Below are 20,849 nucleotides of genomic sequence, written 5' to 3' on the forward strand. Positions count from 1 at the left end.
GCTTTTTTTTGAGTTTTTCATAAATAAAAAAAGTTTATTGAAACGAATTTCAATAAACTTTTGGAAACGTCAAATTTTATAATGCTTAACAGCTGTTTTACCAACTATTTTTGACTATTAAACCTGTTCAAAAAGGCTACAAAAAAAGCGGAACATTTTAATTTTCCGCTTTTTAAGTAGAGTGAATAAATAGTTAAATTCTAAAAGTAATTACAGGTTTTATTGCATGGTTCACAATGTCTTCGCTTACACTTCCATTAAAAAAGTGGGCCAAACCTGTTCTTCCGTGTGTTGCTATACCAATTAAATCAGCGTTTGTTTTGTTGGCATAATTGATAATTCCTTTTTCAATGTTGGCATCATTATAAATATGTAAACTATAGTTTTCAAGAGGAAATCCGCTAACAAAATTTTGCATAATGTGTTCGGCAACATCATTGGTTTTGAAACTATTTGGCGTATTAATCATTACCAAGTCTAATTTTGCTTGAAACAAGTTCGCGAATTCTACGAGTTTCTTGAATGGTTTTTTAATTTCATTTGAAAAATCAGAAGCAAACACAAATCGGTCAATAGTAAAGTCTTCCATTTCGCTTTTGATGATAATTACTGGAATGTCAGATGAACGTACTACCTTTTCAGTATTAGAACCAATAAACATTTCTTGAAATCCTGAAGCTCCGTGCGATCCCATTACAATCAAGTCGGCATTTTTTTCTTTACTAAAAGTAACAATTCCTTCAAAGGCGCGTTCCAATCTAGCGTCGGCATAAACGGTCAGACCTTCAAAAAAAGGCTCCTCCATTAATTCTGCTAAGCGTTCTTTCGTTTTAGCTAAATATAACATGACCTCGGGAATATTTACGCCATCATTTACGGCGTCATTCATATGTGAAGGCAAATCTAATAGATTGAGTAGGTAAATTTCGGCATTGTCTTTACGCGCGATTTGAGCAGCAACTTTAGCTGCGAAGCGTGCATGGTCGGAAAAATCGGTTGGTACTAATATTCTTTTCATAAAAAAAGGGGTAAAAAGGTTTAAGTGAACGTATCGTTTTGATGAATTAAAGATAACAATATTTTTTGATGAAACAATGATTTTTCATTTATAAAAAAATCACTATATTTGCACCGTTATTTATTTAAAAGTTGAATAATGAGGGAAGCAATGCTTCCCTCTTTTTATAAAATTATGACATTTAAAGAAAAAGTTTTAAATTTATTAAATCAAGGACTCGAAGCCAAGCCAGCGGTATTTCTGATCGATTTGAACATAACAGATTCAAACAAAATTATCGTAACTTTGGATGGCGATAACGGCGTGCAATTGCAAGATTGTGTTGATGTTAGTCGCGCTATTGAGCAAAATTTGGATAGAGAAGAATTGGATTTTTCCCTCGAGGTAGCCTCAGTTGGTGTTGGTTCTCCTTTGAAAATGCTTCGTCAATATAAAAAAAATGTGGGAAGAACGTTAATTGTAAAATTGAATGACGGTACCACAATTGAAGCAAAATTAGAAGAAGCGACCGACCACAATATCGCGCTTTCTTGGGAAGCAAGAGAACCGAAAAAAATTGGTAAAGGAAAAGAAACGGTTCAAAAAAGGAAAGAAATTTCTTATAATGACATTAAAGAAGCAATTGTTACAATAATATTTTAATTATATGGAGAATATAGCATTAATCGAATCATTTTCAGAGTTTAAAGACGACAAACTCATTGATCGTGTAACGCTTATGGCAATTTTAGAGGATGTGTTTAGAAATGCATTGAAAAAGAAATTTGGGTCTGATGATAATTTTGATATTATTATCAATCCAGACAAAGGCGATATGGAAATCTGGCAAAGAAGAGTAATTGTTGCGGACGATGACTTGGATTTGGATCATCTTGAAATTACCTTGACGGATGCTAGAAAAATAGAACCCGACTTCGAAATTGGCGAAGAGGTTTCTGAAGAAGTAAAGTTAATTGACTTAGGGAGAAGAGCGATTTTGGCCTTGCGCCAAAACTTGATTTCTAAAATTCACGAGCACGATAACACCAATCTTTACAAACAATTTAAGGATTTAATAGGCGAAATTTACACAGCAGAAGTACATCATGTACGTCCACGGGTAGTGATTTTAGTGGATGATGAAGGTAATGAAATAGTGCTTCCAAAAGAAAAACAAATTCCATCTGACTTTTTCCGAAAGGGAGATAATGTAAGAGGAATTATTGAAAACGTGGAGCTAAAAGGGAATAAACCACAGATTATTATGTCTAGAACTTCAGAAAAGTTCTTGGAGAAATTATTTGAACAGGAAATCCCTGAGGTTTTCGACGGTTTAATTATGGTTAAAAACGTAGTCCGAATTCCAGGTGAAAAAGCAAAAGTAGCAGTAGATTCTTATGATGATCGTATCGATCCGGTAGGAGCCTGTGTAGGAATGAAAGGATCTCGTATTCACGGAATTGTACGTGAATTAGGAAACGAAAATATCGACGTAATTAATTTTACCACTAATACACAATTGTACATCACAAGAGCCTTAAGTCCCGCTAAAGTTTCTTCGATCAAAATTGACGAAGAAAACAAACGTGCAGAGGTATTTTTGAAATTAGAGGAGGTTTCAAAAGCGATTGGAAGAGGTGGACATAATATTAAATTAGCCGGTCAATTAACAGGTTACGAGCTAGATGTTATTAGAGAAGGTAATGTTGCCGAAGAAGAAGATGATGTGGAGTTGACAGAATTTTCAGATGAAATTGAAGCATGGGTAATTGAAGAGTTTGCTAAAATTGGTTTAGATACCGCAAGAAGCATCTTGAAACAAGATGTAAATGATTTAGTAAGAAGAACCGATCTGGAAGAGGAAACGATTCTAGACGTAATGAAAATATTGAACGATGAGTTCAATGGCTAAGGTTTAACCTTACAACAACACAACAAAAAAGAGTTATAATAAAAGTTTTTTATGTCTGAAGAGAGAGTAATAAGAATTAATAAGGTTTTAAGGGAATTTAATATTTCGTTAGAAAGAGCGGTTGATTATCTGAAAGATAAAGGTATTGCTATTGATGCAAACCCAAACGCAAAGATTTCTGATGCGGAATTTAACATCCTGCAAAATCAATTTGCTGGCGACAAGGGGAAAAAAGAGGCTTCACTAGAAGTGAGTGAAGAAAAGCGTAAAGAGAAAGAAGCTTTACGATTGGAGCGTGAAAAAGAGATCGAAGACAAACGCAAAATTGATGAAGAACGTCAGAAACAAAATGAGGTTATCAAAGCAAAAGCGAATGTTGTAGGTTTAAAGAAAGTGGGTTCCATCGATCTTAATCCTAAAAAGTCAACACCAGCTGCTCCTCCAGTAGAAACACCAATTGAGAAGCGTCCAGAACCAACTCCGGTAATCCCGGTGGTTGAAAAGCCTTTAACTGAACCTGTGGTTGAAAAACTACAAGAAAAAAAGGTTGAGCATGCAATACCTGAAAAACCAAAGGAGGAAGCTCCCAAGGTAATTACAACTGCAGCAGCTCCTGCCGCTCCAATTGCACCTAAATTAACAGTTGAAAAGCCTAACGAAGTCCTTCAAAAGCAGGAAAGTTCGGCCGAACCTGTTAAAACCTACAACGAAGAAGGTACTGAAAAACGCGAAGATGAGGCCTTGACCACTAAATATGTGCAACTTTCAGGTACTACATTCACAGGAAAAACAATCGACCTTTCTAAATTTGAAAAACCAAAAAAGAAAAAGGAAGAGCCAAAAATAACTCCGAATAAACCTGGAGCGAATGCAGCTGCAAATGCAAATGCTAATAAAAATAAGCGAAAGCGAATTCCGACGAAACCAGCCACACCGCGTCCTCCAGGAAGTGGGCCAAATCCGAATAAGATTGTTCCAAATGCTCCAGGAGCTGCAGCTAACAGAAGTGCACGACCAGGTTTTGTAAAAGGTAATCGTCCTGCAATTGTTGCAAAAGTAGAACCAACTGAAGAAGAAGTTAAAAATCAAATTCGCGAAACTTTAGAAAAACTACAAGGTAAAGGTGGTAAATCTAAAGCGGCTAAATACAGAAGAGATAAAAGAGATACACACCGTCAAAAATCAGACGATGAGCAAAGAGCTATTGATGAAGGAAGTAAAACGATCAAAGTTACCGAATTTGTTACCGTAGGAGAAATTGCCATTATGATGGATGTGCCAATTACTAAAGTGATAGGAACGTGTATGTCTTTAGGAATTATGGTAACGATGAACCAGCGTCTTGATGCTGAAACATTGACCATTGTTGCTGATGAATTTGGTTACGAAGTAGAATTCATAACTACAGATATTGAAGATAACGCATTAGTGATATCCGATGCGCCAGAAGATTTAAAAGATCGTGCGCCAATTGTTACTGTAATGGGTCACGTTGATCACGGTAAAACATCTTTGCTGGATTACATCCGTAAGGAAAATGTTATTGCAGGAGAATCAGGAGGTATCACGCAGCATATTGGTGCTTATGGAGTGACTTTAGATAATGGTCAGAAAATTGCATTTTTAGATACTCCAGGTCACGAGGCCTTTACAGCGATGAGAGCCCGTGGTGCACAAGTTACCGATATTGCCATTATTGTAGTCGCTGCTGATGACGACATAATGCCACAAACGAAAGAGGCTATTAGTCACGCTCAAGCGGCCAATGTGCCAATCATTTTTGCTATTAATAAAATTGATAAACCCAACTCTAATCCTGAAAAAATTAAGGAACGCTTAGCAGGTATGAATTTACTTGTAGAAGATTGGGGTGGAAAAATACAATCACATGATATTTCTGCGAAGGTAGGAACGGGCGTGAAAGAATTATTAGAAAAAGTATTGCTTGAAGCTGAGATTTTAGAGCTAAAAGCCAATCCAAATCGTCTTTCTTCTGGAACTGTTGTAGAAGCATTCTTAGATAAAGGAAAAGGCTATGTTTCAACAATTTTAGTTCAAAATGGAACTTTAAATGTTGGCGATTATATGTTAGCTGGAAAGCACCACGGTAAAATCAAAGCGATGCACGATGAACGCGGAAACGTTATTACGAGCGCGGGACCTTCAACACCAGTTTCTGTTCTTGGTTTGGATGGCGCTGCAACCGCTGGTGACAAATTTACAGTTTATGAAGACGAGCGCGAAGCCAAACAAATCGCGGCTAAACGTACGCAGTTAATGCGTGAGCAGTCAGTTAGAACTCAAAGACACATTACGCTTGCCGAAATTGGTAGACGTATCGCATTGGGTCAGTTCAAAGAGTTGAATATTATTTTAAAAGGTGACGTGGATGGTTCTGTAGAAGCATTATCAGATTCTTTCTCGAAATTGTCTACAGAAGAAATTCAAATTAATATCATTCATAAAGGGGTAGGTGCTATTACTGAAACCGATGTTATGTTGGCCTCCGCATCAGATGCCATTATTATCGGATTCAACGTTCGTCCTGCTGGAAATGCTAGGCAGCTTGCTGATAAAGAAGAAATTGATATTCGAAACTATTCAATTATCTACGATGCAATTGATGATTTAAAAGACGCAATGGAAGGAATGTTATCTCCAGAAATGAAAGAAGAGATTACAGGTACTGCCGAAATTAGAGAGATTTTCAAAATTTCAAAAGTAGGATCAATTGCAGGTTGTATGGTAACGGATGGTAAAATATTTAGATCTTCTCGAATTCGATTAATACGTCAAGGCGTAGTAATTCACACAGGTGAATTGATTGCACTGAAACGATTTAAAGATGATGTAAAGGAGGTGTCTAAGGGATACGATTGCGGTATGCAAATCAAGGGATACAACGAAATCGAACAAAATGATATCATTGAAGCTTTCCAAGAAGTGGCTGTGAAGAAAAAGTTGAAGTAAGAAAATATTTTCTAACAATAAAAAAACCGATAGTCAATGATTATCGGTTTTTTTTAGTTTAAAAGCTAATTTTATTTGTTGGGTTTTATAATAATCGAATTCGCATATTTTTTCTGAATTTCCAGTAAATGACGTTGTGCGTCGATTTTTGTTTTAAAATTACCAATCCAAACTTTATAATAAGGCGTATGAAAGATTATTGTAGCATCTAAATGACCATAATCAGCCTTAAACCGAGTCAATTCGCGCTTTGAATTTTCGCTATCCCCCGTATAAATTTGAATTTTATAGCCTTCATTTGCCGCAATCGAAACATTAATTTTCCGTTTTTCATTTAGCAATTGCTCAAATTTTGGATCCTGTGAAAGACTAACTTTGCTACTTTGTGCTGCTGAATTTATTGATAATAAAGCGGTTAAAATTAAAAGCAAAAAAGAGGCTTGCAAGGTATTTTTTTTCATAACATCATATATTTTAGGCAAATGTACTATTAATACTTAAATCGCTATAATTTTAATTTATTTGGAATTATTATAAATTAAGAATTATGAATTTTTAAGGTTTTGTTAATAAGACTTAAGTCGTATTTTTGTGCAAAATATAAATGACCTAATAGGGTTTTGTGCCAATTCGAATTGGAATATGTCCTATCATAATTAGTCGATAATCATTTTAAATATGAAAAACGTGGGTAACCATAATTCGATTTCTAGAATTTTACTGTTAAGTTTAGCTATTATGCTAACGTTTTCCGCTGAAACATTTTCGCAAACAGGAGATCCAGCGGCAGGTAAAGCATTATTTAATGCACAGTGTGCGGCATGTCATAAGTTAGATGCTAAGATGACTGGTCCCGCTTTAAGAGGGGTAACGGAAAAGTACAGCAATGAATGGCTTCATTCTTGGATCAAGAACAGTCAAGCATTGGTAAAATCCGGTGATGCAGATGCAGTTAAAATATTTGAGGAATATAATAAGTCGATTATGACTTCATTTCCTCAATTGTCCGATGCTGATATTGATAATATCCTTGCTTACACTGCGGAACCGATTCCGGCTCCTGAAGCTCCCGCACCTGGTGCGGCTGTTGCAACTGCAACTACCGATTCTGGGGTTTCCAATGTAGTAATTTTAGGTGCATTGGCTTTAGTGATGGGAATTTTAGTAGTTATGCTCTTCTTGGTGAGCAATGTTTTAGCTAAAATTGCAAAAGCTAACGGAATTGAAGCTATTGCAAAAGAGCCAACAATGCCAATATGGAAAGCTTACGCTAGAAACCAATTTCTAGTTTTAGTGACAGTGATTTTGTTGTTGTTGTCAGGTGCTTGGTTTGTTTATGGGTACTTGATGCAAGTGGGTGTTGATCAAGATTATGCTCCAATTCAACCGATACATTATTCGCACAAAATACATGCTGGAGAAAATGGAATTGATTGTAAATATTGCCACTCTTCGGCTCGTACGAGTAAAAATGCAGGAATTCCTTCCTTGAATGTTTGTATGAATTGTCATAAAAGCATTTCAGAATTTGTTGGAGATAAAGATTCCACATACGTAGAATATACAAAAGAGTTTTACACAGCTGAAATTCAAAAACTTTACGATGCTGTAGGTTGGGACAAAGAGAAACAAATGTATACTGGTAAAACTAAGCCTGTAAAATGGGTTAAAATTCATAACTTACCTGATTTCGTTTATTTCAATCACGCCCAACACGTAACGGTTGGAGGTATAGAATGTCAAAAGTGTCACGGTCCCGTTGAGACTTATGAAATTCAAAAGCAATTTGCGCCTTTAACGATGGGTTGGTGTATCGACTGTCACCGCGAAACAAATGTTAAAATGGAGGGCAATGCATACTACGAAAAAATTCACGATGAACTGGCTAAGAAATACGGTAAGGACAAACTTACTGCTGCTGAATTGGGTGGTTTAGAATGTGGAAAATGCCACTACTAGTCTGATAGTATATTCATTTCGAATAGTTTATAAGGCGATTTTGTAAAAAAATAAAATAATTAAGAAGCTAATATTTATATAAGATGTCATCAAACAAAAAATACTGGAAAAGTGTTGAAGAGCTAAACAAAAATAGCTCTATTGTTGAGACGTTAAGAAATAACGAATTTGTTGAAGCGATTCCTACTGATGAATTTTTAGGTAATCAATCCACTTTAGCAGCGTCTTCAACTACGCGTCGGGATTTCTTAAAGTACGTTGGATTCAGCACTGCAGCTGCATCGCTTGTAGCGTGTGAAGGTCCAGTTATCAAATCTATTCCTTATGTAGTTCAGCCAGAGCAAATCATCCCTGGAATTGCTGATTTTTATGCAACTTCAATGTTTGACGGTTTTGATTTTGCAAATCTTTTAGTTAAAACAAGAGAGGGTCGTCCAATTAAAATTGAAAACAATACTTTATCTGGAGCAAAATTTTCAGCTAATGCACGTGTTCATGCTTCCATTTTGTCTTTGTACGATAGTCTTCGTTTGAAGGAACCTAAGATGGATGGAAAAACTGCTTCTTGGGAATCGGTAAATGCTAAAGTGAAATCAAGTTTAGCGGACGCAAAGGCCCAAGGCAAACAAGTGGTTTTATTAACCAATACGTTAGCAAGTCCATCGACTGAAAAATTAGTTGGTGAATTTTTAACGGCTAATCCTTCGGCTAAACACGTAATTTATGATACTGTTTCATCTTCAGCTGCCTTGGATGCTTTTCAAACAGCGTATGGTGAAAGAGGTTTGGTTGATTATGATTTTTCAAAAGCAGAAACGATTGTAGGTATTGGTGCTGATTTCTTAGGTGATTGGCAAGGGGGAAATTACGACACAGGTTATGCCAAAGGTCGTATACCAAAAAATGGTAAAATGTCCAAACATTTTCAGTTTGAAGCCAATATGACTTTGTCTGGAGCTGCTGCTGATAAGCGCGTTCCGATGACCGTTGCACAACAAAAGTTAGCTTTAGTGTATATTTATAATGTTGTAGCAGGAGGAAACGTTGCTGTAATTTTAGATAAAAAATTCGAAGCAGAAGTAAATAAAGCTGCTCAACAGTTAAAGGCTTCGCGCTCCAAGGGTCTTTTAGTTTCTGGAATTGAAGATAAAAATGCACAGTTATTGGTTTTGGCTATTAATAGTGCTTTAAATAGTGATTCATTCATTGGTGCTGGAATTCGTCAAATTAGAAAAGGTTCTAATGAAGTTATGACGCAATTCCTTGCAGACTTAAAAGGTGGAGCAGTGCATACATTGATAATGAGCGGTGTAAATCCTGCTTATTCGTTGCCAAATGCAAAAGAGTTTGTTGAGAGTTTAAAGAAAGTGAATCTTTCTGTAGCGGTTTCATTAAAAGAGGATGAAACGGCTTCCGTTTCTAAAATTGCAATAGGAACAACTCACTATTTGGAATCTTGGAATGACTTGGTGTTGACAAAAGGAACATATGCATTAACGCAGCCGACCATTAATCCTCTGTTCAAGCAAACAAAACAGTTTCAAGAACTTTTGTTGGATTGGACTGGAAATAGCGTTTCATACTACGATTATTTACGATTAAATTCAGCTTCTTACACGTCTGGATCGAGTTGGAATAAAGTGGTGCATGACGGTGTTCTTGCTGTAGGTGGTGCTACAGTTGGAACTGCAGTTTCTGATTTTGTGTCAGCAGCTTCAAATTTATCGCAGTCAGTTGCTCAAAAGGGTTTGGAATTGATTTTGTACACAAAAACAGGTTTAGGAGACGGACAACAAGCCAACAATCCTTGGTTGCAAGAATTTCCAGATCCAATTACACGTGTTTCTTGGGACAATTACATTACCATTTCTAAAGCAGATGCAGAGGCGAAAGAATTAGTAAATTATAATGTAGCCGATGCTGGATTGAATGGTAGCTATGTTACATTAACAGTTGATGGCGCTAAGCTTGAAAATGTTCCTGTGATTATTCAACCAGGGCAGGCAATTGGCACTATTGGTTTGGCTTTTGGGTACGGAAAGAAAGCCGCTTTAAAAGAAGAAATGCAAGTAGGTGTAAACGCTTACGCTTTATATAAAAGCTTTAATAATGTACAATCGGTAACTATTGAGAAAACTGCTGGGGATCACGAGTTCGCTTGTGTTCAGTTGCAAAAAACTTTAATGGGACGTGGCGATATTATTAAAGAAACCACTTTAGAAATTTTCAATACTGTAGATGCTAAAGAGTGGAACATCCAACCTATGGTTTCGTTGGATCATAATCCAGTTAAAGCAGTAGAAGTGGATTTATGGACTTCATTTGATCGTTCAGTTGGTCATCATTTTAACCTTTCGGTTGATTTAAATGCTTGTACTGGTTGTGGCGCTTGCGTTATAGCTTGTCATGCTGAAAATAACGTTCCGGTTGTTGGAAAAAGTGAAGTAAGAAGAAGTAGAGATATGCATTGGTTGCGTATTGACAGGTATTATTCTTCTGAAACTACTTTTGAAGGCGACAATAATAAGAAAAATAATTTTGACGGTTTATTTGGTGACAAAGGTTCTCTAGGTGGCTTCGGTGAAATGGAGTTGGCTTCTGAAAATCCTCAAGTGGCTTTTCAACCTGTAATGTGTCAACATTGTAATCACGCACCTTGCGAAACTGTTTGTCCTGTAGCAGCAACTTCACACAGCCGTCAAGGTCAAAATCATATGGCTTACAACAGATGTGTGGGAACAAGATATTGTGCAAACAATTGTCCGTATAAAGTACGTCGTTTCAATTGGTTCTTGTATAGTAAAAACAATGAATTCGATTACCATATGAATGATGATTTAGGTCGTATGGTTTTAAATCCTGATGTAAACGTTCGTTCTCGTGGAGTTATGGAAAAATGTTCAATGTGTATTCAAATGACACAGAAAACAATTCTTGATGCAAAGCGCGAAGGAAGAGTAATCAAAGATGGTGAATTTCAAACAGCTTGTTCTGCAGCTTGTACTTCAGGAGCTATGATTTTTGGCGACATCAATGATAAAGAAAGTAAAGTAGCACAATCGCTCGAAAATGATCGAATGTATCATTTATTGGAGCATGTAGGTACAAAACCTAATGTGCAGTATCACGTTAAGGTTAGAAATACTTAGTATCAAAAAATTTAATTAATCAGTAACAATATAAAGGATTATGTCGTCTCACTACGAAGCTCCCATTAGAAAACCTTTAGTTATAGGTGATAAATCTTATCACGATATAACAGTAGATGTAGCTGCACCTGTTGAAGGTAGAGCAAACAAACAATGGTGGATTGTCTTTTCAATCGCATTAATAGCCTTCCTTTGGGGATTGGGCTGTATCATCTATACCATCTCTACAGGTATTGGAACATGGGGATTAAACAAAACAGTCGGTTGGGCTTGGGATATTACTAACTTCGTTTGGTGGGTTGGTATCGGTCACGCTGGAACCTTAATTTCTGCCGTACTTTTACTTTTCCGACAAAAATGGAGAATGGCAATTAACCGTTCAGCAGAAGCAATGACCATTTTCTCAGTCGTTCAAGCGGGTTTATTTCCAATTATTCACATGGGTCGTCCTTGGTTGGCTTATTGGGTTTTACCAATTCCGAATCAATTCGGGTCTTTATGGGTAAATTTTAATTCTCCTTTACTTTGGGACGTATTTGCGATATCCACCTACCTTTCTGTTTCATTAGTTTTTTGGTGGACGGGTTTGCTTCCCGATTTTGCAATGTTAAGAGACAGAGCCATAACCCCTTTTACCAAAAGAGTTTATTCTATTCTAAGTTTCGGATGGAGCGGTCGAGCTAAAGACTGGCAACGTTTCGAAGAAGTTTCTTTGGTTCTTGCAGGTTTGGCAACACCATTGGTACTTTCTGTACATACGATTGTATCATTTGACTTTGCTACTTCAGTAATTCCAGGATGGCATACTACCATTTTCCCTCCCTATTTCGTTGCAGGAGCAGTATTTTCTGGATTTGCAATGGTGAATACTTTGTTGATCATTATGAGAAAAGTTTCAAATCTTGAAGCTTACATCACTTTACAGCACATCGAGTTAATGAATATTGTAATTATGATTACAGGTTCTATTGTAGGTGTTGCCTATATCACTGAGCTGTTTGTGGCTTGGTATTCAGGAGTGGAATATGAACAATATGCGTTTTTAAATAGAGCAACCGGTCCATATTGGTGGGCATATTGGTCGATGATGACTTGCAACGTTTTCTCTCCACAGTTCATGTGGTTTAAGAAATTAAGAACGAGCATCATGTTTTCATTCGTAATCTCTATTGTCGTAAATATTGGAATGTGGTTCGAACGATTTGTTATTATCGTAACTTCATTACACAGAGATTATCTTCCATCTTCATGGACGATGTTCTCACCAACTTTCGTAGATATTGGAATTTTCATTGGAACAATTGGTTTTTTCTTTGTACTTTTCTTGTTATATGCACGAACTTTCCCTGTAATTGCACAAGCAGAGGTAAAAACGATTTTGAAATCATCTGGCGAAAATTATAAAAAATTAAGAGAAGAAAATAAACATTCACACCATGAGTAGTAATAAAGTTATATACGCTATTTACAATGACGATGACGTGTTGATGGATGCGGTTAAAAAGACCCGTGCGGCTCATCATCATATTGAAGAAGTCTTTACCCCTTTTCCGGTGCACGGTTTGGATAAAGCGATGGGACTTGCTCCAACTCGATTAGCAATTTGTTCATTCATTTATGGTTTAATTGGTTTATCTTTTGCTACTTGGATGATGAATTACATTATGATTTCAGATTGGCCTCAAGACATTGGTGGTAAACCAAGTTTTAGTTATATTGAAAATATGCCGGCCTTTGTTCCTATCATGTTCGAATTAACTGTATTTTTCGCAGCACACTTAATGGTAATTACTTTTTATATGAGAAGCAAATTATGGCCTTTTAAACAAGCTGAAAATCCAGATGTAAGAACTACTGACGACCATTTTTTAATGGAAGTTGCTGTACATAATAATGAGGAGGAACTAATTGCCTTTTTTCAAAATACAGGAGCGGTAGAAGTTAAAGTAATTGAAAAGCATTAATTGTAGATATGAAAAGCTTAAATAAAATAGTAATTGTTCTAGGTTTATCGGTCTTAGTGACTTCTTGTTATGATACAAAAAGTCCTAATTACCAATATTTTCCTAACATGTATGAGCCAGTAGGATACGAAACCTATGCGGAGTCGGATGCATTTGCAAACGGAAAAGAAGGTCAAGAGGTTCCTAAAGGCGCTGTAAAAAGGGGTTTTGAGCCCTACGATTATCCAAATACTAATGAGGGATATGCAGCAGCTAAAGCCAATCTACAGTCTCCGTTGGATTCGTTAGGTAAAAATTCAGAAAGAGCAGCAGAATTGTATGTAATTTACTGTGCCATCTGTCATGGTGAAACTGGAAACGGTCAAGGCAATTTGGTTAAACGAGAAAAAATCCTTGGGGTTCCAAGCTATGCTGACAGAGAAATTACAGAGGGTAGTACTTATCATGTACTTACCTATGGATTAAACTCAATGGGGGCTTACTCGAATCAACTTACTCAGGAAGAACGTTGGATGGTTTCTTCTTATGTAATGAAATTAAAGAGCGAATTATAATTGTATAACATTGATATATAAGATATGTACACATTTTCAAGCAGATTAAAAACGTTCGCTATAATCCTGATGGTTTTAGGAAGTTTGGGTATAGTTTATGGTTTTTTAATGGCGCCAAAAACGACCGCTGACGTAGAGGCTATTTTAGAAAAAGAAGCTGCTGAACATCATGGAAGCCATGCTGCATCAGAAACACATACAACGAATGTTGGGACACATGCTAAAGCTCAAGAGCATTCTGAAGCTGGGCATTCAGTACCGAAACAAGCATCAGCAGATACTATTCATCATACAGACACTTCAGCTGTTGCGTCTAGTTCGGATACTGTACATGCTAGGATTGTTTCCGCGACTCATAAAGCAGATGCACTTAAAAAAACGGATGCCGGACATAGTGGTCATGATGCACATGGCGATCACGAAAAACATTTAGAGCATGTATTGCACCAAATGCAGAATAAGCCTTGGGCCGCTTTATATGTAGCTTGTATTTTTATAATGTTGCTTTCACTTGGAGTGCTTGTATTCTATGCTATTCAACAAGTAGCACAGGCCGGTTGGTCTCCTGTTTTGTTCAGAGTAATGCAAGGTATTACTTCCTACTTACCTATAGGTTCGGTTATCTTTTTTATCTTATTGATTCTATCTGGTATGCATTTCAATCATTTATTTGTATGGATGGCTGATGGTGTAGGTGAAGTAGGGCACGAAAATTACGACCATTTAGTTGCTAATAAATTAGGCTATTTGAATGTGCCGTTTTGGCTTGGAAGAGCAGCTCTTTTTCTGGTTGGGTGGAGTGTATATCAGTATTTTTCTCGCAAGAATTGTTTGTTGCAAGATGACGCTAACGATAATTTGTACTACAAGAAGAATTTTAATATTTCTGCAATGTTTTTGGTGTTTTTCATCGTTTCAGAATCTATTATGTCTTGGGATTGGATTATGTCAGTAGATCCACACTGGTACAGCACACTTTTTGGATGGTATGTTTTCGCTAGTTTCTTTGTTAGTGGAATAACAACTATAACACTTGTTACCCTTTACTTGAAATCAAGAGGTTTCTTAGAGTATGTAAATACAAGTCATATACACGATTTAGCTAAATTTATGTTTGGTATAAGTGTATTCTGGACATACTTGTGGTTCTCCCAGTTTATGCTGATTTGGTATTCTAATATTCCAGAGGAGGTTACTTATTTTATTACACGAATTGAAAACTACAATTTGCCTTTCTTCGGAATGATAGTTATGAATTTTGTGTTTCCTGTACTAATTTTAATCAACACTGATTTTAAGCGTTTGACATGGATTCTTGTAATGGCAGGCACAGTAATTTTATTAGGTCATTACGTAGATTTCTTCATGATGATTATGCCTGCAACTGTGGGGGACAGATGGTTTATTGGAGTTTCTGAAATTGGTTCGTTACTTTTCTTTATAGGATTATTTATTCTTGTTGTATTTACAGCACTTACTAAATCTCCTTTATTGCCTAAGCGAAATCCACTGATTGAGGAAAGTAAGCATTTTCATTATTAATATTTAAAGTAAAAACAGATGACAAGTTTGTTGGTAATTATAGTTTTAGTTTTATTAGCTATTGCACTTTGGCAATTGACTAAAATATTCGATTTGACGCAAGTAGGGCAAACGGCCCACAATACACAAGTTGCAAGTGATGCGGATAATAAAGTTCAAGGGTATTTGATGTTTGGCTTTCTAGCCTTCCTTTATATCTTTATGATTTATGGTCTGATTGTTTGGGGGCCTCTAGTGTTGGATAATCCTGCATCGGAACACGGTAAGGATGTAGATTTGTTAATGAATATTACATGGTTACTTATCTTTATAGTACAGTTTATCACACAATTGTTGCTTCATTATTTTGCTTTTAAATATAGAGGTACTAAAGATAGTAAAGCATTGTATTTTGCGGATAACAACAAGTTAGAAGTTATTTGGAGTACCATCCCTGCGGTTGTTTTAGCGGGTTTGATTCTTTACGGCTTGTATGCGTGGACTAATATTATGTTTGTAGATGAACAAGAAGAAGACGTAATTGTAGTTGAAGTCTACGCAAAACAATTTGGATGGGAAGCTCGTTATTCAGGAGGGGATAATGTGTTAGGTAAAGCAAATGTTCGATACATTCAAGGGGTTAATACTGTTGGTGTGGATATGGCAGACCCTAATGCACAAGATGATAAAATGTCCACTGAACTATACATACCAAAAGGAAAAAAGGTGTTGATTAAAATGCGTTCTCAAGATGTACTTCACTCTGCGTATATGCCGCATTTTAGAGCGCAGATGAATTGTGTTCCCGGAATGGTTACTCAGTTTGCTTTTATTCCTACATTAACAACTGAAGAATATCGCGCAATTCCAAAAATCGAAGAAAAGATTGCTAATATCAATAAAATAAGAGCTGCAAAAAGTGCCAAGTTAACTGCTAGTGGCCAAACTGCTTTAGATCCATATGAGTTTAACTATCTTTTACTCTGCAACAAGATTTGTGGTGCTTCCCATTACAACATGCAAATGAAAGTTGTTGTTGTTTCTCAAGAGGAATATAAAACTTGGTTGGCAGACAAACCAACATTAGCACAACAAATTAAAGAAGCAAATGCACCAGCAGCGCCTGCAACTCCGACGTTGGTTCCGGATTCAACTGCGGTAGAAGCACCAATAGTTGTACTTGCAAATTAAATTGTATTAAATCTATTTATTTAATAAAAAATTAAATTAAAAAATATGTCAGTAGAAGGACACAATCACGAGCACGATCACGAACAAGAACACCACCATAAAGATACTTTTATAACGAAGTATATATTCAGTATTGATCACAAAATGATTGCCAAACAGTACTTGATTACAGGTATTATAATGGGTGTTATTGGTGTAGGAATGTCAATGCTTTTCAGAATGCAGTTAGCTTGGCCTGAAGAAGCTTTTGGTGTTTTTAAATTCTTTTTAGGTGAAAAATTTGCACCAGGTGGAGTTTTAAAAAATGATGCCTATTTAGCTTTAGTTACCATTCATGGTACTATTATGGTTTTTTTTGTACTTACTGCTGGACTTAGCGGTACTTTTAGTAACCTCTTGATTCCGCTGCAAATTGGTGCCCGGGATATGGCTTCAGGATTTATGAACATGGTATCGTACTGGTTGTTTTTTCTCTCCTCTGTCATCATGATCAGTTCCCTTTTTGTTGAATCTGGCCCGGCATCTTCCGGTTGGACAATTTATCCGCCACTCTCTGCATTGCCTCAAGCAATTCCAGGTTCTGGTGCGGGTATGACGCTATGGCTCGTTTCTATGGCAATTTTTATCGCATCTTCTTTAATGGGATCTTTAAATTATGTGGTTACTGTTATAAATTTAAGAACGAAAGGAATGACGATGACTCGTCTTCCGTTAACAATATGGACATTCTTTGTAACTGCAATTATTGGTATTCTTTCGTTTCCAGTATTGTTGTCTGCTGCTTTGCTCTTAATTATGGATAGAAGTTTTGGTACTTCTTTCTTCCTGTCTGATATTTATCTTGCTGGAGAAGTTTTGCATTACCAGGGTGGTTCTCCCGTGTTGTTTGAACACTTATTTTGGTTTTTAGGTCATCCCGAGGTATATATCGTAATTTTACCAGCAATGGGTCTGGTTTCAGAAATTCTTGCTACCAACTCTCGTAAGCCTATTTTTGGTTACCGCGCGATGATTGTTTCTACGCTTGCAATTGCATTTTTATCAACAATTGTATGGGGCCACCATATGTTTATTTCTGGAATGAACCCCTTTTTAGGTTCTGTATTTACATTCACTACCTTATTGATTGCTATCCCATCAGCTGTAAAAGCTTTTAACTGGATTACAACGTTATGGAAAGGTAATCTTCAATTGAACCCTGCGATGTTGTTTTCTATTGGTATGGTTTCAACATTTATTTCAGGTGGTTTAACCGGTATTATCTTGGGGGATTCGACATTAGATATTAACGTTCACGATACTTATTTTGTAATTGCTCACTTTCACTTAGTAATGGGTATCTCTGCTCTTTATGGAATGTTTGCTGGTATTTACCACTGGTTTCCAAAAATGTTCGGTAGAATGATGAACAAAAACCTAGGTTATGTACACTTTTGGGTAACTGCAATTTCAGCTTATGGTGTATTTTTTCCAATGCACTTTATCGGTTTAGCTGGTTTGCCTAGAAGGTATTACACCAATACCAATTTCCCTCTTTTTGACGATCTGCAAAATGTAAACGTATTGATAACAGTTTTTGCTTTAATTGGGGGTGCTTTCACGTTGGTGTTTTTATTCAACTTTTTTTATAGTATTTTTTATGGAGAAAAAGCAGTGCAAAATCCATGGAAATCTACTACACTTGAATGGACAACTCCTGTTGAACATATTCATGGAAACTGGCCAGGTGCTATTCCTGAAGTTCACCGTTGGCCTTACGATTACAGCAAACCAGGTCACGATTTAGACTACGTTCCTCAAAATATTCCTATGAAAGAAGGCGAAGAAGTCCTCCATCATTAATCATAATTTAATTATAAAACCTGCTTTGGCAGGTTTTTTTTTGATCTTTTTTGCTACCTTTAAATAAAAAGTGATGAAAGTAGTTAAAGTTTCAAGCAACAATCGTTTTGAATTAGAACATAATGAATCAATCGCCTTCATTGAATTTGATAAAATTGAACCCAATATTTTAGACCTCGTTCACACCGAAGTGCCAAAGGAAGTAGCTGGAAATGGCGTAGGGTCTAAGTTGGTTGAAGGTGCTTTGCAGTATTGTAAACAAAATGATTTGAATGTTATTCCGTCGTGTGCTTTTGTAAAAAATTTTATCAACAAACATCCTGAATGGAACGACTTCATATCAAAAAAATAACTTCATAGAAATTACTAACCACAGCTTTGTTTATCTTTGTCATATGAATGAAAATTTAGACCCTACCAATGCTGGTTTTAATCCTGAAGAACTTGATTTAGAACGTAAACTTCGCCCACTTTCTTTTGACGATTTTGCAGGTCAAGATCAAATTTTAGAAAACCTTAAAGTATTTGTTCAAGCTGCCAATCTAAGAAACGAAGCTTTAGATCACGCGCTATTTCATGGCCCTCCTGGTTTGGGAAAAACCACTTTGGCCAATATTTTAGCCAATGAATTGGGTGTAGGTATCAAAATAACTTCAGGTCCTGTTCTAGATAAACCGGGTGATTTAGCAGGTTTATTGACCAATTTAGAGGAACGCGATGTGTTGTTTATCGATGAAATTCATCGTTTAAGTCCTATTGTGGAGGAATATTTATATTCTGCAATGGAAGATTTTAAAATTGATATTATGATTGAGTCGGGTCCGAATGCTCGAACGGTGCAAATTAATTTGAACCCTTTTACGCTTGTGGGTGCCACCACACGCTCAGGATTATTAACAGCTCCAATGAGGGCGCGTTTTGGTATCCAAAGTCGATTGCAATATTATAATAAAGAACTACTCACCACTATTGTTGAGCGAAGTTCTTCTATTTTAAGGGTTCCAATTTCTTATGATGCTGCACTCGAAATTGCTGGTCGAAGTAGAGGTACTCCTCGGATTGCAAATGCGTTATTGAGACGTGTTCGCGATTTTGCGCAAATCAAAGGCAACGGTAGTATCGACATCGAAATTGCGCAATTTTCATTGAAAGCACTCAATGTTGATGCTCACGGGTTAGACGAAATGGACAACAAAATATTGAACACCATCATCGATAAATTTAAAGGTGGTCCTGTTGGATTATCCACTTTGGCAACAGCTGTTTCCGAAAGCAGCGAAACCATCGAGGAAGTCTACGAACCTTTTTTGATTCAAGAAGGTTTTATTATGCGAACACCTAGAGGACGTGAAGTAACTGAAAAAGCGTATACGCATTTGGGAAAATTGAACACGAAGATTCAAGGAGGGCTTTTTTAGGAGCTATTCCTGCTATTCGTTTGTAGTCCTCATTCCGGGCTACCACTTCTATCACGGCTAAATTGCCACTGCTATGCTAAATAACCACAAAAATACCCTCTTTATTAAAGCCGAAGCCAAACGCCTCGGTTTCCTGTCGTGCGGAATTTCCAAAGCGGGTTTTTTGGAAGAGGAAGCACCCCGATTGGAAGCGTATTTGAATCGCAATTTCAACGGTAAAATGCACTATATGGAAAATAATTTCGACAAGCGATTGAATCCGGTTTTGTTAGTTGACGATGCCAAAAGTGTGATCTCATTACTTTTAAATTATTATCCCGATAACCAGCAGGTTTCAAACACTTATAAAATTTCAAAATACGCTTACGGTCAAGATTATCATTTTGTAATAAAAGAAAAATTAAAAGAACTTTTGCACAGCATTCAAACAGAAATTGGTCACGTTTCTGGTCGTGCTTTTGTAGATTCCGCACCAGTTTTAGAGAAGGCTTGGGCGGCAAAAAGTGGACTCGGTTGGATGGGAAAAAGCGCCAATCTTATTACACAAAAAGTAGGTTCTTTTTATTTCATTGCCGAACTCATTGTCGATTTGGAGTTGGATTATGATCATGCGGTAACCGACCATTGCGGATCTTGTACAGCTTGTATAGATGCCTGTCCGACTGAAGCCATCGTAGCACCTTACGTAGTGGACGGGAGTAAATGTATTTCCTATTTCACGATTGAATTGAAAGACTCAATTCCGGTAGATATGAAAGGCAAAATGGACGACTGGATCTTTGGTTGCGATGTGTGTCAGGACGTGTGTCCGTGGAACCGCTTTTCAAAACCACACAAGGAACCACTTTTTAACCCAAATCCGGGGATATTATCTTTTACAAAAAAAGAGTGGCAAGATATTACAACGGAAACTTTTGAAAAGGTTTTTAAGAATTCAGCAGTTAAACGTACAAAACGGGAAGGTTTGCAACGTAATATATCATTTGTGCAAATAAAGTAGTATTGAAACAGTGTTAAGATTAATTTAATAGTGTTATTCTTGTCAAAAAAGCCGTTTCGATTTTTGCTATGAAAACGTTCATCAATAAGGTCAATATTAGTTCATTCTTGGCTTTATTTTAATTTTTTGATTAACAAAAGCATGATAGTCAATCAGTTAAAATTTCACAAAAAAATTTGTAATACAATTCCATAAATTAGTTTTTTTCAACGGAATAATATATATTGCGCTTCTAATTTAACAAATAAAAAACACAAAAAATGAAAAAAATTTTTTTAGTAGCACTTGCTTTTGCATCGTTTGCAACTGTAACATCTTGCGACAAAGATGATGATGCTCAAGCATCATTAGAAGGAAAATGGGAATATTCTA

16 protein-coding genes are annotated in these 20,849 nt (G+C 36.5%); 14 read left to right on the forward strand and 2 right to left on the reverse strand.

Annotated elements, in window-relative coordinates; translation table 11 throughout:
* Positions 1 to 193: 193 nt before the first annotated feature.
* Positions 194 to 1,018: a universal stress protein gene (locus ACIQ2X_RS04430; protein ID WP_396177695.1), complete on the reverse strand. Its 825-nt coding sequence runs from the start codon at positions 1,016 to 1,018 to the stop codon at positions 194 to 196.
* 174 nt (positions 1,019 to 1,192) lie between these two features.
* Here ACIQ2X_RS04430 and rimP point away from each other — a divergent pair, with 174 nt between their 5' ends.
* Genes rimP through infB form a run of 3 tightly spaced genes read left to right on the forward strand, consistent with a single transcriptional unit; the run spans position 1,193 to position 5,879 of the window.
* Positions 1,193 to 1,660, forward strand: a complete 468-nt coding sequence (rimP, locus tag ACIQ2X_RS04435) for a ribosome assembly cofactor RimP (protein ID WP_396177696.1) — start codon at positions 1,193 to 1,195, stop codon at positions 1,658 to 1,660.
* Positions 1,661 to 1,664: 4 nt separating this feature from the next.
* Entirely contained in the window at positions 1,665 to 2,909 is a 1,245-nt protein-coding gene (gene nusA / locus ACIQ2X_RS04440) for a transcription termination factor NusA (RefSeq protein WP_396177697.1), read from the forward strand.
* Positions 2,910 to 2,960: 51 nt separating this feature from the next.
* Entirely contained in the window at positions 2,961 to 5,879 is a 2,919-nt protein-coding gene (infB, locus tag ACIQ2X_RS04445; RefSeq protein WP_396177698.1) for a translation initiation factor IF-2, read from the forward strand.
* 71 nt (positions 5,880 to 5,950) lie between these two features.
* Here the strand turns inward: infB and ACIQ2X_RS04450 are convergent, their stop codons facing one another.
* The gene (locus ACIQ2X_RS04450; RefSeq protein ID WP_396177699.1) at positions 5,951 to 6,340 is read right to left on the reverse strand and encodes an SPOR domain-containing protein; all 390 of its coding nucleotides are present in this window, start codon (positions 6,338 to 6,340) and stop codon (positions 5,951 to 5,953) included.
* 217 nt (positions 6,341 to 6,557) lie between these two features.
* Between ACIQ2X_RS04450 and ACIQ2X_RS04455 the strand changes: the two genes are divergently transcribed.
* From ACIQ2X_RS04455 to queG, 11 genes are all read left to right on the forward strand, one after another.
* A complete protein-coding gene (locus ACIQ2X_RS04455) occupies positions 6,558 to 7,838 on the forward strand; it encodes a c-type cytochrome (RefSeq protein WP_396177700.1) in 1,281 nt (426 codons plus the stop codon).
* Positions 7,839 to 7,921: 83 nt separating this feature from the next.
* Positions 7,922 to 10,987, forward strand: a complete 3,066-nt coding sequence (locus ACIQ2X_RS04460) for a TAT-variant-translocated molybdopterin oxidoreductase (protein WP_396177701.1) — start codon at positions 7,922 to 7,924, stop codon at positions 10,985 to 10,987.
* A gap of 40 nt (positions 10,988 to 11,027) precedes the next feature.
* Positions 11,028 to 12,431, forward strand: a complete 1,404-nt coding sequence (gene nrfD, locus ACIQ2X_RS04465) for an NrfD/PsrC family molybdoenzyme membrane anchor subunit (RefSeq protein WP_396177702.1) — start codon at positions 11,028 to 11,030, stop codon at positions 12,429 to 12,431.
* Positions 12,424 to 12,951 carry a DUF3341 domain-containing protein gene (locus ACIQ2X_RS04470; protein WP_396177703.1) on the forward strand — a complete coding sequence of 176 codons (528 nt, stop codon included), beginning with the start codon at positions 12,424 to 12,426 and terminating at the stop codon, positions 12,949 to 12,951. Before nrfD ends, ACIQ2X_RS04470 begins: the two co-directional genes overlap by 8 nt.
* Before the next feature lie 8 nt (positions 12,952 to 12,959).
* Positions 12,960 to 13,505: a c-type cytochrome gene (locus tag ACIQ2X_RS04475; protein ID WP_396177704.1), complete on the forward strand. Its 546-nt coding sequence runs from the start codon at positions 12,960 to 12,962 to the stop codon at positions 13,503 to 13,505.
* Positions 13,506 to 13,529: 24 nt separating this feature from the next.
* Positions 13,530 to 15,047, forward strand: coding sequence for a quinol:cytochrome C oxidoreductase (locus ACIQ2X_RS04480; protein ID WP_396177705.1), 1,518 nt, complete (start codon positions 13,530 to 13,532; stop codon positions 15,045 to 15,047).
* Between the two features lie 18 nt (positions 15,048 to 15,065).
* A complete protein-coding gene (locus ACIQ2X_RS04485) occupies positions 15,066 to 16,217 on the forward strand; it encodes a cytochrome c oxidase subunit II (protein WP_396177706.1) in 1,152 nt (383 codons plus the stop codon).
* 45 nt (positions 16,218 to 16,262) lie between these two features.
* The gene (locus tag ACIQ2X_RS04490) at positions 16,263 to 18,059 is read left to right on the forward strand and encodes a cbb3-type cytochrome c oxidase subunit I (RefSeq protein ID WP_396177707.1); all 1,797 of its coding nucleotides are present in this window, start codon (positions 16,263 to 16,265) and stop codon (positions 18,057 to 18,059) included.
* 73 nt (positions 18,060 to 18,132) lie between these two features.
* A complete protein-coding gene (locus ACIQ2X_RS04495; RefSeq protein WP_396177708.1) occupies positions 18,133 to 18,411 on the forward strand; it encodes a GNAT family N-acetyltransferase in 279 nt (92 codons plus the stop codon).
* A 43-nt stretch (positions 18,412 to 18,454) separates the two neighbouring features.
* A complete protein-coding gene (gene ruvB, locus ACIQ2X_RS04500; protein ID WP_396177709.1) occupies positions 18,455 to 19,477 on the forward strand; it encodes a Holliday junction branch migration DNA helicase RuvB in 1,023 nt (340 codons plus the stop codon).
* 73 nt (positions 19,478 to 19,550) lie between these two features.
* Positions 19,551 to 20,477 (forward strand): tRNA epoxyqueuosine(34) reductase QueG, encoded by a 927-nt coding sequence (queG, locus tag ACIQ2X_RS04505; RefSeq protein ID WP_396177710.1) that lies wholly within the window; start codon positions 19,551 to 19,553, stop codon positions 20,475 to 20,477.
* Positions 20,478 to 20,849: the final 372 nt, after the last annotated feature.

It is taken from the genome of Flavobacterium sp. (genome assembly GCF_044368625.1).
Classification (GTDB): Bacteria; Bacteroidota; Bacteroidia; order Flavobacteriales; family Flavobacteriaceae; genus Flavobacterium.